The sequence below is a fragment of the Schaalia hyovaginalis genome, from assembly GCF_014208035.1.
Taxonomy (GTDB): domain Bacteria; phylum Actinomycetota; class Actinomycetes; order Actinomycetales; family Actinomycetaceae; genus Pauljensenia; species Pauljensenia hyovaginalis.
Map to the genome: position 1 here is coordinate 540632 of NZ_JACHMK010000001.1, position 15795 is coordinate 556426.

At 65.3% G+C, this 15795-nt stretch carries 11 protein-coding genes and 1 CRISPR repeat array; of the genes, 10 read left to right on the plus strand and 1 reads right to left on the minus strand.

The window, feature by feature from the left end:
* Window positions 1-11 precede the first annotated feature (11 nt).
* The 7 genes from cas7e (at window position 12) to HD592_RS02340 (ending at window position 11850) form a co-directional block, all read left to right on the plus strand.
* Window positions 12-1136, plus strand: a complete 1125-nt coding sequence (gene cas7e, locus HD592_RS02310) for a type I-E CRISPR-associated protein Cas7/Cse4/CasC (RefSeq protein ID WP_184451573.1) — start codon at window positions 12-14, stop codon at window positions 1134-1136.
* Window positions 1133-1861: a type I-E CRISPR-associated protein Cas5/CasD gene (gene cas5e / locus HD592_RS02315; RefSeq protein WP_184451575.1), complete on the plus strand. Its 729-nt coding sequence runs from the start codon at window positions 1133-1135 to the stop codon at window positions 1859-1861. The genes cas7e and cas5e overlap by 4 nt, the downstream gene beginning before the upstream one ends.
* Window positions 1861-2643, plus strand: coding sequence for a type I-E CRISPR-associated protein Cas6/Cse3/CasE (gene cas6e / locus HD592_RS02320; RefSeq protein ID WP_184451577.1), 783 nt, complete (start codon window positions 1861-1863; stop codon window positions 2641-2643). The genes cas5e and cas6e overlap by 1 nt, the downstream gene beginning before the upstream one ends.
* Complete coding sequence (cas1e, locus tag HD592_RS02325; RefSeq protein WP_184451579.1) at window positions 2640-3587, plus strand: type I-E CRISPR-associated endonuclease Cas1e; 948 nt, start codon at window positions 2640-2642, stop codon at window positions 3585-3587. The genes cas6e and cas1e overlap by 4 nt, the downstream gene beginning before the upstream one ends.
* Before the next feature lie 6 nt (window positions 3588-3593).
* Window positions 3594-4001 carry a type I-E CRISPR-associated endoribonuclease Cas2e gene (gene cas2e / locus HD592_RS02330; RefSeq protein ID WP_184451581.1) on the plus strand — a complete coding sequence of 136 codons (408 nt, stop codon included), beginning with the start codon at window positions 3594-3596 and terminating at the stop codon, window positions 3999-4001.
* 18 nt (window positions 4002-4019) lie between these two features.
* Window positions 4020-10212: a CRISPR direct-repeat array (repeat unit 28 nt; unit sequence GTGCTCCCCGCGTAGGCGGGGGTGATCC).
* A gap of 257 nt (window positions 10213-10469) precedes the next feature.
* Window positions 10470-10724, plus strand: a complete 255-nt coding sequence (locus tag HD592_RS02335; protein WP_184451583.1) for a DUF7675 family protein — start codon at window positions 10470-10472, stop codon at window positions 10722-10724.
* Between the two features lie 295 nt (window positions 10725-11019).
* Complete coding sequence (locus tag HD592_RS02340; RefSeq protein ID WP_184451585.1) at window positions 11020-11850, plus strand: DUF817 domain-containing protein; 831 nt, start codon at window positions 11020-11022, stop codon at window positions 11848-11850.
* A 167-nt stretch (window positions 11851-12017) separates the two neighbouring features.
* Here HD592_RS02340 and HD592_RS02345 read toward each other — a convergent pair whose 3' ends face one another.
* Window positions 12018-12326, minus strand: coding sequence for a hypothetical protein (locus HD592_RS02345; RefSeq protein ID WP_184451587.1), 309 nt, complete (start codon window positions 12324-12326; stop codon window positions 12018-12020).
* Between the two features lie 169 nt (window positions 12327-12495).
* Between HD592_RS02345 and HD592_RS02350 the strand changes: the two genes are divergently transcribed.
* From HD592_RS02350 to HD592_RS02360, 3 genes are all read left to right on the plus strand, one after another.
* Entirely contained in the window at window positions 12496-14271 is a 1776-nt protein-coding gene (locus tag HD592_RS02350; protein ID WP_184451589.1) for a cytochrome c biogenesis protein CcdA, read from the plus strand.
* A 107-nt stretch (window positions 14272-14378) separates the two neighbouring features.
* Window positions 14379-14927 (plus strand): sigma-70 family RNA polymerase sigma factor, encoded by a 549-nt coding sequence (locus HD592_RS02355; protein WP_407822467.1) that lies wholly within the window; start codon window positions 14379-14381, stop codon window positions 14925-14927.
* Window positions 14924-15640, plus strand: a complete 717-nt coding sequence (locus tag HD592_RS02360) for an anti-sigma factor (protein WP_184451592.1) — start codon at window positions 14924-14926, stop codon at window positions 15638-15640. The genes HD592_RS02355 and HD592_RS02360 overlap by 4 nt, the downstream gene beginning before the upstream one ends.
* Window positions 15641-15795: the final 155 nt, after the last annotated feature.

Sequence of the window (15795 nt, forward strand, 5' to 3'; positions counted from 1 at the left end):
GAAGTCCTACCATGGCACGTTTCATTGATATCCACGTTCTTCAGACCCTCCCGCCCTCGAATCCCAATCGTGATCAAACCGGGGCGCCCAAGTCCGCAGTTTTCGGAGGGGCTCGAAGGATGCGAATCTCTTCGCAAGCGATCAAACGGGCAACCAGGAAAGATTTCGAAACCTCCCTGCCTGATGGGAACCGGGGGATTCGGACGAAGCGAATCGTTGAGATCCTCCGTGAGGAGATTGTTTCGCGTCGTCCTGAGCTCGAGTCTCAGGCGACTGCCCTCGCCGAAACGGCGCTGACTGAAATTGGGTTCAAGATTGGCGATCCGAAGGGCAAGAAGACGGAGGAACAGCTGAAAGAAGCGGGATTCCTCGTGTTCCTCTCGGCAAAGCAGATCGAGCATGTTGCCGATGCGATCATTTCGGTTGCTGAGGCCGAGGACGTGAAGAAGGCGTTCAAGGAATTGAGGCCGAAAACCCTTGTGGATACCGATCACTCGGTCGATATTGCCCTCTTCGGAAGGATGGTCGCAGAACCCAACGCCCTCAACGTCGATGCGGCCTGCCAAGTTGCTCACGCTCTCGGCGTCGGCGCGGTGATGTCCGAGTTCGACTACTACACGGCCGTCGATGATGCGAAGAGCGCTGACGATGACGCGGATGAAGGCGCCGGGATGATCGGTACGATCGAGTTCGCTTCGGCGACCCTCTACCGTTATGCCACGATCGACCTCGAGATGCTTCGTAAGAACCTTGGGGATCAGGCGGTCGCTGAGGAAGCGGTCGATATGTTCATCACCAGCTTCGTCCGGGCAATGCCCACCGGGAAGATCACAACTTTTGCGAATCGCACGCTTCCTGACGCGGTACTCGTTCAAGTTCGGGATGATCAGCCGATCAACCTCGTTGGAGCGTTCGAAGATCCGGTCAGCTCGGATGAGGGTGGCTTCGTTGCTCCAGCGACGAAGCGCTTCGTTGGCTACGAGAAAGACCTTGAAGAGGGAAGCGGGCTTCGCCCCGCGACATCCCTGGTTGCATGGACGACAGAGCGAGCGGGCGAGATCGCTGCTCTCGGGAAGCGAGTTCCGCTTTCGGAACTCGGAAAGGAAACTGTCAAGGCAATCCGGAGCGAGCAATGAGTCGAGTGCTCGTCCTCAGGCTCGCAGGACCGATGCAGTCCTGGGGATCTGCGAGTCGATTTACGAATCGGAGCACCGAGTTCTTTCCCACGAAGAGTGGAATCGTCGGCCTCCTCGCCGCTGCGGAAGGCAGGCGGCGCACGGATCCGATTGAAGACTTGGCTTCCCTCACCATGGCTGCGAGGATCGATCAGCCAGGGGAATTGCTGGAGGATTTTCATACCGCACACCGCGGGGATAAGGCGATGCCCCTGTCGTGGAGATATTACGTCTCAGATGCTGTGTTCGCAGCCTTCATCGGGGGGCCCGATGACCTGATCGATGCCCTCGCGGATGCCATTCGGAACCCGGTCTACCCCTTGTTCCTCGGGCGAAGAGCATGTCCTCCCACCTTGCCATTGCTACTCGAAACGCGGGAGGGCACCATCTGGAAAGCGATCGAGGAGTTGCCGTGGCTCGCGGCGAACTTCCATCAGCGCAGGCACCGTTTCGATGAGCGGGTAAGTCTTCGCGTTGTCGCCGATCGAGGGGTGATCCCAGGTCAGGATCTCTCGTCACGAGACATTCGTGATGTTCCCATCACCTTCGATCCTCTCCGAAGGGAATACGGCACTCGAACCGTGGAGGAATCGAGAGTCGACATCATGAATCCCGCTTTCGTTGGCGTGAGGAATCCGCGTCTCGGAGGAGAAGTGCTCTCCCACGATCCGATGGAGGTGCTCTGATGTACTTGACCAGGATCTATCTCAATCCATACCGGCGGGGGTGCAAACGGCTTGTCTCCTCTCCGCAGAAGATGCACGCTGCTGTGCTTGCGAGTTTCCCCCCCGGAGTTCTTGACGGAGCACATGAGTCGGGCCGGGTTCTGTGGCGACTCGACACCCCGTCATTCCCGCCTCAACGCACAAGAGAAGATGGCGGGGGCGCTTTTCGCGAAAGCCCTGCACTCAGCCTGTACATCTCGAGCCCTGTGCCGCCGGATCCGGCGGGATTGATCGAGCAAGCGGGTTATGAGACCGAGGGGGGTGTTCTCATCAAGCGGATGGACCCTTTCCTTGACTCCCTTCGAGAGGGGCAGGCATGGGCGTTCCGTGTGACCGTGAATCCAACCTTCCGTAGAGCAGGTCAAGTCGCTGAGAATGGAAGGAAAAAGGTTCTCGCGCACATCACCGTTGCACAACAGACGCAGTGGTTGCTCGATCGCATTCCTTCCCTCGGCTTTGAAATTCCGACAGCGGCCGAGATCGGTGGCGACCTTCCGGTGATGGAGACAGAAAAGGGTGAGAGGTGCGATGGGGATGCTCTTCTCATCAGTTTGGCTAATCGTCGCACCGAGAGGTTCCGGCGGGGAGTCGGTGAAGATGCCCGTATCGTTACTCTGCAGCTGGCCACCTTTGAAGGACACCTCCGAATCGTTGATCCTGTGTTGCTGCGCAATTCCATGACTAACGGGATCGGACGAGCGAAGGGCTATGGTTCTGGTCTTCTCACACTCGCGAAGCCATGACTCCGAAGCCCGGAATACGACCCCCGGACCCGAAGGACCTCCTTCGGGTCCGGGATCGGCTCACTTTTCTCTATGTTGAGAAATGCGTCGTTCATCGGGACTCGAATGCCATCACAGTCACGGATGCTCGAGGAGTCGCTCACATCCCAGCGGCTGCGCTTTCTGTCCTCATGATGGGACCCGGAGTGCGGATTACTCACAGTGCGGTCTCGCTGCTCGCCGAAAGCGGGTCGACGGCGATCTGGGTGGGGGAGAATGGAGTCCGTTACTACGCGCATGGAGCCCCGCCATCGCGTTCTTCACGACTCCTGGAGGCGCAAGCCAGGCTTGTGAGCGATCCTGCTTCGCGTCTCTCTGTGGCGCGCAGGATGTATCTCATGCGTTTCGAGGGTGAAAGCGTTGATCGCCTGTCGATGCAGCAGCTCCGCGGACGGGAAGGGGCACGAGTGCGCCGCCTCTACAGGGAGAATTCCCGAAGGACCGGCGTTGAATGGGATGGTCGGGAATACGATCCGGACGATTTTGATTCCGGATCGGTGGTGAATAGGTGCCTTTCTGCTGCAAATAGTGCACTTTATGGAGTTGTGCATGCTGTAATCGTCGCTCTTGGCTGCTCTCCGGGACTCGGGTTCGTCCACTCCGGAACCTATCGTTCCTTCGTCTATGACATCGCGGATCTCTACAAGGCTGATCTCTCGATCCCTGTCGCATTCGATGTCGCAGCAGAGGAACTCGAGGCCGGGGTTGGGGAGGAGAGCCGTCGGCGGATGAGAGACAGCATGAGGCAGAGTCAAGTTCTCGAGCGCGCCGTACGAGATATCAAGAGCCTCCTTTCGGAGGGCGAGGAACTTGATGGTTGGGACGATCTGGAAGTTGACGATTTGCGCCTATGGGACGAGGTCCAGGGGTTCGTCCCATCGGGAATCTCATATGCCGAACGGTGAATCGTGATGATCGTTCTCGTTCTGTCGGCGGTGTCAGAAGGTCTTCGTGGGCATGTCAGTCGCTGGCTTCTCGAGATATCGCCGGGGGTTTTCGTTGGTCGTGTGAACGCTCGGGTGCGGGAACGCTTGTGGGAATCGGTGAAAACCCATATTGGCGGCGGCCGAGCAGTTCTCGTCTTTCATGCGCCCAATGAACAGGGCCTTTCTTTCTTGACGCTTGGAGATGCCTGGGAGCCGGCAGATTTCGAAGGGCTGACCTTGATGGTCCGGCCAAATACCGTGGATGCGACAATCGCTCCTGAACTTCGACAGGATGCGATGAGTCAGGGGAAAGGGCGTCGTGGCATGAGTGACTTCGAAAGGCGAAGAAGATCACGGCGGGGCTTCCCAAGATCTGATCGCCCGATGGGGTAACATCGCTGATCAAGAAGCGTGCTCCCCGCGTAGGCGGGGGTGATCCCTCGTCGACCCGACGGATACCGCGTGGCACGCAGTGCTCCCCGCGTAGGCGGGGGTGATCCGCCCTGGATGACGCTCTTTCCTGCGTTGAGCAGGTGCTCCCCGCGTAGGCGGGGGTGATCCGACTGCTTTGCTCATTCGATGCTCCACACGTCGGTGCTCCCCGCGTAGGCGGGGGTGATCCCTCGGACCAGACCGCGACATCCCAGCCCGGAAGGTGCTCCCCGCGTAGGCGGGGGTGATCCCTCTTCCGCAAGGACCCCACACCATGGCAAAAGGTGCTCCCCGCGTAGGCGGGGGTGATCCGGACCCCCTCATGCCCACCTGGACCATCACCGAGTGCTCCCCGCGTAGGCGGGGGTGATCCCCACTGGTAGTCGACGGGGAGTTGGATGCCTGCGTGCTCCCCGCGTAGGCGGGGGTGATCCGGGGTGTGTGTATGTATAGGGCTGCGGTTCGAAGTGCTCCCCGCGTAGGCGGGGGTGATCCTGCTCTTGGCGATGGTGTCGAGCGATGGGCGGAGTGCTCCCCGCGTAGGCGGGGGTGATCCCCGAGGATGCGGTCCGCTCCCTCGGCCACCAGGGTGCTCCCCGCGTAGGCGGGGGTGATCCGCCCCACAGGGTGGCGGACTTGACTGCGGACACGTGCTCCCCGCGTAGGCGGGGGTGATCCCCCAAGAAAGACACCATCTCATGAGCCTTGTAAGTGCTCCCCGCGTAGGCGGGGGTGATCCGCCGACGAAGCGAAAGAACGCTGGAACGCTTCCGTGCTCCCCGCGTAGGCGGGGGTGATCCCAGCGGGTCTAAGCCTGTGGATCTTGAGGTGCGGTGCTCCCCGCGTAGGCGGGGGTGATCCGCGATCCGAGACCTGTGCGAGTCCAACGGCCTGGTGCTCCCCGCGTAGGCGGGGGTGATCCGGGCAGCAGGAGCAGGCGGTTCTCGAGGTCGTTGTGCTCCCCGCGTAGGCGGGGGTGATCCCCCTCTGCGCCTTACCCGCTCCGCCTGCATGCGGTGCTCCCCGCGTAGGCGGGGGTGATCCGCCTCGCAGAAGGCCGGAGTGTCCACGAAGGAAGTGCTCCCCGCGTAGGCGGGGGTGATCCCCGGAGCGCCATCGAGTGTGACCTCACGCAACAGTGCTCCCCGCGTAGGCGGGGGTGATCCGTACCCGACACTGACCCCGGCTTCGACGAGTTCGTGCTCCCCGCGTAGGCGGGGGTGATCCCTGTCCCGGGCACGCCGTGGGCGAAAAGGCCTTGTGCTCCCCGCGTAGGCGGGGGTGATCCTAGTGCAAGCGGTTTGAGGGGAATACTTGGGATGTGCTCCCCGCGTAGGCGGGGGTGATCCGGAGCGACGAATGATGCTCGGCCGGGGAAGGGAGTGCTCCCCGCGTAGGCGGGGGTGATCCGGATTGCTGTGTTTCCTTGGTTTCCTGCCCCGTGTGCTCCCCGCGTAGGCGGGGGTGATCCGACGGCAGTCGGATACGGTCACGCCACCATCACGTGCTCCCCGCGTAGGCGGGGGTGATCCGGAGACGGTGAACCAGTATTCGCTGTCGGTGGCGTGCTCCCCGCGTAGGCGGGGGTGATCCCCCGGCAAAGCTGATGGTTCCCATGAGTCTTCCGTGCTCCCCGCGTAGGCGGGGGTGATCCTACAGTGCGCGGACGTGGACTCGTCCCACTGGCGTGCTCCCCGCGTAGGCGGGGGTGATCCGGTCAACGGTGTGAGCTTGATCGATTGGGCAGGGTGCTCCCCGCGTAGGCGGGGGTGATCCCTGTGCTGTCACCTGTTGCCACGTCAGCGGATAGTGCTCCCCGCGTAGGCGGGGGTGATCCCCGGACATGACACCACATGACCGGGTATCACAAGTGCTCCCCGCGTAGGCGGGGGTGATCCTTCAGAATCGCGGCGAAGAACGAGGCGATTCGTGTGCTCCCCGCGTAGGCGGGGGTGATCCGAAGAGGGAGGCCCGATCGTGACGGGCACCATCGTGCTCCCCGCGTAGGCGGGGGTGATCCCTCGACGGCAACGAAATGGGCCGATACGAGGCGGTGCTCCCCGCGTAGGCGGGGGTGATCCCACACCCTCACCATCCTCGAGCAGGCAGGATTCGTGCTCCCCGCGTAGGCGGGGGTGATCCGCACAAGGCGCCACAGAGGAAGAACTGCAGGCCGTGCTCCCCGCGTAGGCGGGGGTGATCCCAAGACACCGAAGGTCACCGGGAAAGGCCAGACGTGCTCCCCGCGTAGGCGGGGGTGATCCTCATGGCCGTTGATCGTGATAGTCCCAGTTGTCGTGCTCCCCGCGTAGGCGGGGGTGATCCCAAGAACCACCATCATCCGAAATGTCCTTGACGGTGCTCCCCGCGTAGGCGGGGGTGATCCTGTCCCCGCCGGGCATCCTGGCGTTGAGGACTTGTGCTCCCCGCGTAGGCGGGGGTGATCCGACTGCGAGGAGGTTTCCAGCCCCGCAGGTCGGGTGCTCCCCGCGTAGGCGGGGGTGATCCGCGGCCCGCCTCTCGATCCGCATCTGGAAGCGAGTGCTCCCCGCGTAGGCGGGGGTGATCCTCGAAGTCGAGTTCGGCGACGTAGACGAGGTGCGTGCTCCCCGCGTAGGCGGGGGTGATCCGTGCCACTCGAGGAGATCGCAGACAACGATTGGGTGCTCCCCGCGTAGGCGGGGGTGATCCTGGCGGCGACCGCTTCATCGAGTTGCCTGCGGAGTGCTCCCCGCGTAGGCGGGGGTGATCCGCCGACGAAGCGCAGCACCAGAAAGTGAAGGAGCGTGCTCCCCGCGTAGGCGGGGGTGATCCGTCAACGCGGCGGCACGCGAGGCCGCCTACCTGGTGCTCCCCGCGTAGGCGGGGGTGATCCGGAGCCGCCCGCTACCGCGACGACCCCAACCGCGGTGCTCCCCGCGTAGGCGGGGGTGATCCGCACCCACCTTCTTCCACATCGTTGTCGGAGTGGTGCTCCCCGCGTAGGCGGGGGTGATCCCTGACGTGAACCGTCGCCCAACGATGCGGGAGAGTGCTCCCCGCGTAGGCGGGGGTGATCCTCGAACCCCTCCAAACTGTGGCCCCGTGACACAGTGCTCCCCGCGTAGGCGGGGGTGATCCTCGATGACGATCTCATGCGACGCATACGCGTACGTGCTCCCCGCGTAGGCGGGGGTGATCCCTCAGTGGGCCTGCGCCCCCACGACCGGGCGGCGTGCTCCCCGCGTAGGCGGGGGTGATCCGCTCCCCACGGCGCACCTGCTCATAGATCCGCTGTGCTCCCCGCGTAGGCGGGGGTGATCCGAGCGCGAGCAACGCCGCCCGCACACCACGCAGGTGCTCCCCGCGTAGGCGGGGGTGATCCGAAGACAGCGCGGATGCTGATCGGCTCGTCGAGGTGCTCCCCGCGTAGGCGGGGGTGATCCGGCACTCGCGAACCTCGTCAACCAGGGGCAGGCGTGCTCCCCGCGTAGGCGGGGGTGATCCCGGAGCACTAACGATGACCGTCAAGACAATGAGGTGCTCCCCGCGTAGGCGGGGGTGATCCGCCCTTGGCCGGGTCTTTCTCTACGGGAACCATGTGCTCCCCGCGTAGGCGGGGGTGATCCTCTGGGTTTCCGCGTCGATGTTCTGGAGTTCTGGTGCTCCCCGCGTAGGCGGGGGTGATCCAGCTCATCAGAGACGAGCTCGACAAAGCCGACGGTGCTCCCCGCGTAGGCGGGGGTGATCCCTGTCCAGACCGCCACCCGGACTCGTTGAACTGGTGCTCCCCGCGTAGGCGGGGGTGATCCCTGGTCGCCGTCTTTCAGGCGTCGCATGAGAGTGTGCTCCCCGCGTAGGCGGGGGTGATCCTCTGCGAGGTGCGCGTCCTCGGCTGCCTGATGGGTGCTCCCCGCGTAGGCGGGGGTGATCCTGCGGGAAACGCTTCCAGCATCTCGGGACGCATGTGCTCCCCGCGTAGGCGGGGGTGATCCCTTGCCGGGGAGACCCAGCTTGCGCAGTTCACAGTGCTCCCCGCGTAGGCGGGGGTGATCCGTCCGGCGAGATGTTCTTCTCGTCGGCCATTCCGTGCTCCCCGCGTAGGCGGGGGTGATCCTCCAACCGCCGCGCCGATAGCCCCCATGGCTCCGTGCTCCCCGCGTAGGCGGGGGTGATCCCACGCGCCCGCAGACGCCCCTCATCTGGGTTCGGTGCTCCCCGCGTAGGCGGGGGTGATCCTCCTTGCCATGCGCTGGTGCCCATCCACAGGTTGTGCTCCCCGCGTAGGCGGGGGTGATCCGTTCTGGCGCGTCGCCGTCCACTGCACGGCGTCGTGCTCCCCGCGTAGGCGGGGGTGATCCGCGGCACAGGGCAGCGACCAGGTGTGCGCCCGCGTGCTCCCCGCGTAGGCGGGGGTGATCCCTACGGGCTTTCATCCGACCGAGTAAAGATCATGTGCTCCCCGCGTAGGCGGGGGTGATCCGCATCCTGCGCGATCGCGCGCCCCGGCGCTCCCGTGCTCCCCGCGTAGGCGGGGGTGATCCGGTAGCGTAGATGTTCGCGCCGCAGTCGCGTCTGTGCTCCCCGCGTAGGCGGGGGTGATCCGGAGGAACACAATGGGACGCGAGTATAGCCGGAGTGCTCCCCGCGTAGGCGGGGGTGATCCGGGGAGGCAGGGGCGAAAGATCGACAGGATCGTGTGCTCCCCGCGTAGGCGGGGGTGATCCTAGCGTTTGCGTTCCTTGGGGATCGGCTTCCACGTGCTCCCCGCGTAGGCGGGGGCGATCCCGAGATGGGCCGATACGAGTCCTCAACACGGCGGTGCTCCCCGCGTAGGCGGGGGTGATCCGCCGTTGATGTCCAGGATCGCCACGCCGCCGCCGTGCTCCCCGCGTAGGCGGGGGTGATCCGCTTCATCAGCCCCATCGCGGTCGGCCGCGTCGGTGCTCCCCGCGTAGGCGGGGGTGATCCGGATCCGATGGCAAACACGATCCTTTGGTAGGGGTGCTCCCCGCGTAGGCGGGGGTGATCCAGACTACTACGCGACGGCCTGCCCGGGCCGTTGGCGCTCCCCGCGTAGGCGGGGGTGATCCGGGGGGCAGGGGGTTAGAGTGCGGGCGAGGGGGTGCTCCCCGCGTAGGCGGGGGTGATCCCACCGACACCCGCACCAGGCGCGGCATTAGCGGGTGCTCCCCGCGTAGGCGGGGGTGATCCCACCTCGAGCAGAGCACCCCTACCACCGCCGGCGTGCTCCCCGCGTAGGCGGGGGTGATCCCTCATCGCCGCCACCGTCGCCCTGCGCGCCCACGTGCTCCCCGCGTAGGCGGGGGTGATCCGGTAATTGATTCCGGCAGTCAGGCGAACAATTTGTGCTCCCCGCGTAGGCGGGGGTGATCCGCGTCGACTCGTGTGGATTTCGTTCGAGCCAGCGTGCTCCCCGCGTAGGCGGGGGTGATCCCAACGCGCACTGGAACGCGAGATCCGCAGCGAGGTGCTCCCCGCGTAGGCGGGGGTGATCCTACGAGATCGCGCTCATCAGCCCCGAGCCCGCCCGTGCTCCCCGCGTAGGCGGGGGTGATCCAGACTGGGCGATTCCATGCGGGCCAGCCGCATTGTGCTCCCCGCGTAGGCGGGGGTGATCCTGTGGCTCATCGACGGCAAGCCGCGCCACCCGCGTGCTCCCCGCGTAGGCGGGGGTGATCCGGCGGCGGACAACCGTCTCGCCCGCCTCACCCTGTGCTCCCCGCGTAGGCGGGGGTGATCCGACGTCGGGTCCTGGTTGTTCACCAGGTAGATTGTGCTCCCCGCGTAGGCGGGAGTGATCCGGCGTCCCAGTCGTCCCACTTGGAGGCGAGGTGGTGCTCCCCGCGTAGGCGGGGGTGATCCGGCGGCGGCGCCGGTCAGGGCGGGGACGACTTGGTGCTCCCCGCGTAGGCGGGGGTGATCCTGCGGTGCGGAGGGTACGGATCTCGTCGAGGCCGTGCTCCCCGCATAGGCGGGGATGATCCGGGTTCATCAACGGCATCGGGTCTATGGGGTCGGGTGCTCCCCGCATAGGCGGGGATGATCCTCGGCAACTCTGGATCGTCTCCACCGCAGGCGACGTGCTCCCCGCATAGGTGGGGATGATCCGGTCCGCAACGCCTGGAACGGCCTCGACGACGAGTGCTCCCCGCATAGGCGGGGATGATCCGAGGGTTTCGAGGAGGTCGGCCAACTGTTTTCCGTGCTCCCCGCCTATACGGGGACGATCTCCAGAGGGTACACACCAAGCGGAGTGCGTGTTCGTGCGTTCCCGGCTTGTGCTGGCTCTGATCGGGCAGATGGCCCCGGCTCGGCAGTCGCGCTCCCTGTAACCGAGGGCTATTCACCTTGCTAAAAGGCTCACATGAGGGTGATCGCATCAGAGTCTTCTATGCCTTAGAAAGCGGGCTGGAGAGAGGGAGTCATGTGACATCATGTGACCACTACGAAATCGATGAACCAGAGGACTGGGATCGTCCGACTCCTCCGCGCGTCCGCCACGCGAGCCGCTATGTCGATGGGAGTGCGGTTATCGGCGAAGTCAACGTCACCTTCAATCGCAAGACGTCCTACAACCTGTTCCCCGATTTTCTTCACGCCTTCACACAAGAGCAGATCGGCATCATTCGTGAGGAGCTGCCGTTCTGGTATGACTTCTTCAAGCCCCGCATCACCTCGTGAATGCGAGCCTCGCGGAGCTGTCGGCCCTATCTTCGGCGCTTCGGATCGGCCCTCCGACACGAGAGGATGAGAACGACTCTCAACGAGTTCCAGAACGGCATGTCCACTCCCCGTCTTCGCTACGAACCGACGAACTGCAGTTGACTGACGGGTTCTGGTGCGGCTCGGAGTACTCCGCTATCAGCCTCGTCTTGTCGGTGTGAGCGAGGGACTGGCGGTTTCAGTTCCGTCGGCGTACTGCAGCTCAAGCCTGCGGCTCCCACATTCCGCCGTTCATCCGTGCTTCCCTTAACCCATGCCCGAACGCCGTCCGCTGAGCGATCTCAGACTCCTCCCGCTGCGCCTCGTCCAGTTCGCGTGGATGGAGATCCAGTGCTGCCTGTTCCCGGCGGCCGTCTTCCTCGGCCTCGCCGCCTCCTCCTTCGTGTGGGCCCGCTTCGACATGCCGATCGCCCGCTACGACGCGCTGCTCATCTACGTCGTGATCGTGCAGATCGCCTTCGTCGCCTTCAAGCTCGAGACATGGAGGGAACTCGGCGTCATCTGCGTCTTCCACGTCCTCGGCCTCGCCCTCGAGATCTTCAAGGTGAGCCAGGGCTCCTGGGCCTACCTCGACGCCGGGGTCGTGCGCCTCGGGGGAGTGCCGGTCTTCTCGGGCTTCATGTACGCCTCGGTCGGCTCCTACATCTGCCAGGCCTTCCGGCGCTTCGACCTGCACGTCGACCGTTTCCGCTGGTGGCCGGTGAGCGTCCTCGCCCTCGCGGTCTACGCGAACTTCTTCACCCACCACTACATCGTCGATCTGCGGTGGCTGATCGCGGTGGCGCTCCTTTTCGCCCTGCACGGCTCGAAGGTCCGATTCACGGTCGGGGGAGACCGCTACCGGATGCCGACGGCGCTCGCCTTCGTCCTCATCGGCTTCTTCCTGTGGGTGGCCGAGAATGCGGCGACATTCCTCAACGCCTGGCGCTATCCGGATCAGGAGGCCGGCTGGCAGATGGTCCACGTCGGCAAGTTCGGCTCGTGGGCACTCCTCGTCACCTTGAGTTTCGTCCTCGTCGCAGCGGTCAAGGCGAAGGAGGGCGTGCTCTACGGGGACGGTCCGGCGCGGGTGACGAGGGCGTGACCCGGCGCTCGTGATGAGGGGCATCGGGACCCTCATCCCTGCCCGTCTCGCACTCCCGACGGGCGCTTCCCGCCCGCGCCCAAAGAGGGCGGAGAACGGAGGTGGATCCCGGGGTGCGACTCGGACACGGTTGCACCCCGGGGTCCGCCTCGATGGGGCCGAGGGCCTCAGTGCTTGTGCATGTGACCCGACTGGCCGTCATCCATCTTGTCGTGGTCGGTCATCTTGTCCTTGTCGGTCATGGCGCCCTGGTCGGTCATCTTGTCCTTGTCGGACATCTTGTCCTTGTCGGACATCTTGTCCTTGTCGGACATGGCGCCGTGGTCGGACATGGCGTTCTTGTCGCCCATCTTGTCCGTCATGGACGTGCCGCCACTGCCCATCTTGTCAGGGGTCGCGGTGGAGCTGCAGGCGGCGATGCCCACGGCGGCAGTGGCGACGAGGGCGGAGGCGGCGAGGATCTTGCGGAGGTTCATGCATGTCCCAATCTGTTTCCGGGGCGCCCCTGTGGCACCCGCTCGTTGGGTGGTTCGGAGTGGCAAGACTTTCGGATCGGTGACATGGATCACTGTTCAAATCCTGGAGGGAATCGATCCGAAGCGCCCTCGGCTGCGAACGAGAGATGACAGTCCAAGGAGGAAATACATGGTCACCCTCGTTCTCATCGGCCTCATCGGAGGCTTCATCACGGGCATCTCCCCGTGCATCCTGCCCGTACTCCCCGTGATCTTCCTGTCGGGCGGCGCCCAGGGCGCGCGCTCCCGGGAGTCCGAATCCTCGATCGCACGGATCCCCGGCATGATGACGGCCGGCTCCCTCGCCTCGCTGGGGAGCGCCCCGGCGCAATCGACGACGAGCCTGTCGCCCGCCCGTTCGAGCAAATGGCGCCCCTACCTCGTCGTGGGAGGCCTCGTCCTCAGCTTCACCTTCTTCACCCTGCTGGGCTCCACGATCCTCACCCTCCTCGGGCTCCCTCAGGACTTCATCCGCATCGCCGGAATCGTCGCCCTCGTCCTCATCGGCATCGCGATGATGATTCCCCGCCTCATGGAGATCCTCGAGAAGCCCTTCACCCGTTTCGGCCGCTCCCAGGGCAAACGCCCCGACAACGGCTTCCTGCTCGGCATCGTCCTCGGCGCCGCCTACGTTCCCTGCGCCGGTCCGGTCCTCGCGGCCGTCTCCGTCGCGGGGACCACGGGCCGCATCGGCCCCGAGACCGTCGCCCTGGCCCTGTCCTTCGCGATCGGCACGGGCATCCCTCTTCTCGCCTTCGCCCTCGCGGGCAGGGGCCTCACCGAGAGGATCGCCGCCTTCCGCAGCCGCCAGAAACTGATCCGCATCATCGCGGGCGCCGCGATGATCCTCCTCGCCATCGGTCTCGCCACCGACCTGCCCGCCAAGATTCAGCGCGCCCTGCCCGATTGGACCTCATCCCTGCAGGCGGGCACCGACAAGTACCTGCGCGATTCCACCCCCAGGGGCTCTTCGTCCACCACCTGCCTCGACGGGGCGGACGAACTCGCGAACTGCGGTCCGCTGCCGAAGATCGAAGGCGCCGTCGCATGGTTCAACACCCCCGGCGACCAGCCCCTCACCGAGACCGAGCGGAAGGGCAAGGTCACCCTCGTCGACTTCTGGGCCTACTCGTGCATCAACTGCCAGCGCTCCATCCCCGGAGTCGAGAAGCTCTACGAAACCTACAAGGACTCCGGCCTGCAGGTCATCGGCGTGCACTCTCCCGAGTACGCCTTCGAGAAGGAGGTCGACAACGTGAAGAAGGGGGCCGAATCCCTGGGGATCACCTACCCCGTCGCCGTCGACTCGGATCTCGTCACCTGGACGAACTTCGACAACCACTACTGGCCCGCCCACTACCTCGCCGACGCGAAGGGCGAGCTGCGCGCCCTCAAGTACGGCGAGGGCGGCGAGGCGACGACCGAGAAGCTGGTGCGCAGCCTCCTCACCGAAGCGAATCCCGGCCTCGTCCTTCCCGCGCCGGTCTTCGCATCCGATGAACCGACTGCGACCGGGGAGCGGAGCCCCGAGACCTACCTCGGCGCGGCGCGCGCCAACCACTTCGTCGACGGGGGCCTCAAGATCGGGACCGCCGAATACTCCCTCCCCGAGAGCCAGGCGCGCGACACCTTCGCCCTCGACGGCCGCTGGAAGGTCGAGGACGAGTTCATCGCCCCCGCCGAGGGCGGAGCCGGGCTCTCCCTGGCCTTCAAAGGGAAGCAGGTGAACCTCGTCGTCTCCGGCGAGGGGGACCTCGAATGGGAGGTGAACGGCCAGAAGATGACGAAGCGCATCTCCGGAACCCCGAACGGCATCGAACTCTTCGCCTCCTCTGAAACCCATGAGGGGGAGCTGAGATTGAAGGCCTCGCCCGGGCTCAAGCTCTACTCCTTCACCTTCGGGTGAGGGCTGCGAATCCGGGCGGAGCCGTGAATCGGAAGGAGCGTCATGAGGATGCGGAAGGAGGGCCGTCGTGATGAGCGGATCCGCGCGAGCCCCGTAGCATGTCATGCGTGGAAGAAGCAGACCAAGACGGACGTCTCCTCGCGCAGGTCGCGCGGGGGGATGAGTCCGCTTTCGCCGAGCTCTACGACCGCTGGGCATCCCGCCTCTTCGCCCTGGTCCTGCAGATCGTCGTCGACCGCGCGCAGTCGGAGGAGGTCCTCCAGGACGTCTTCTGGCAGGTGTGGACGACTGCGGCCTCCTATGAGGCGGAACGCGGGAGTGCGAGGGCGTGGCTGGTGACCCTCGCGCGTCGCCGGGCGATCGACCGGGTGCGTTCCAGTCAGGCCGCTCGTGATCGGGAGGCGCGCCACCACGGCGACTACCCGGATTTCGATTCGACGCTCGACGCCATCGAAGAGCGATTGGAGGGGGAGCGGGTGAGGCGCGCACTGGACCGAGTGGGCGAACCGCATGCGAGCACGATCAAGCTCGCCTATTTCACGGGCTTGACTCACGCGCAGATCGCGGAGCGGATGCGCGTCCCCCTGGGAACGGTGAAGAGCAGGATCCGTGACGGCATCGACAAGCTGAGGGCCGAGATGGGAGTGACTCGATGAACGGGGAATCTGAGCGTTTCGACGGGATCGATCCTCTGGAGTCCGAGGCGGCGGCGCTCCTCGGCGCGTCCCTGCGCCCCGTAGCCCCGCCGCCGGCGCTCCGTGAGGAGCTGATGAGGCGGGTGCGCGAGTCTTCGGCCGGAGGCGTCGGCGGGGCGGTCGACGCCGTCGCCGAGGAGGGCGGGGGCTCTGCCGCCGCCGTTCCGGGTGCCGGGGTCGTCGACTTCGTGTCTGCCCGTTCTTCGCGGCGGCGACTGGTGCGCGTGTTCGCGCAGATGGCCGCTTCCTTCGTGATCCTCGCCGTGGGGGTGGGCGTGGGGCGCTGGTCGATGATGGAGGGGATGGAGTCGACCAGTCATTACGCTCAGCTCAATCAGGCCCAGGACGTCGATCGCGTGACGGACACGATGCCCGACGGGCATGTCGTCACCCTCACCTGGTCGAAGGGGATGGATATGGCGGCGGTGACCCTTCCGGCGGAGCTCAGGGCCTCCAAGGGGCGCAGCCTCCAGGTGTGGGTCCGTCAGAAGGGCGTCGTCACGAAGGCCGGCATGTACGAGCCGGCGAAGGGGACGACCTTCTCCTTCCTCGACGTGATGCCCGAGCCGGGCATCGAGATCCTCATCACCGAGGAGCCCGAGGGCGGTTCGGATCAGCCGACCGGCGATCCGCTCGTCGTGCTGCGCATCGGCGAGGGCGCGAAGGCCGTCTGAGGGTGGGGCGGGATACCGGCGGCTCGACGCTGTCGCCTTCGTGGCCGCGCTCATGATCACCATCGCCTCGGGATGACGGGGCCGCGGCGAGGCTGAAGGGGCGGATCGTGAATATCGAGAGCCCATCAGTCGGGGGGCTTCCTCCGGTCGATGGC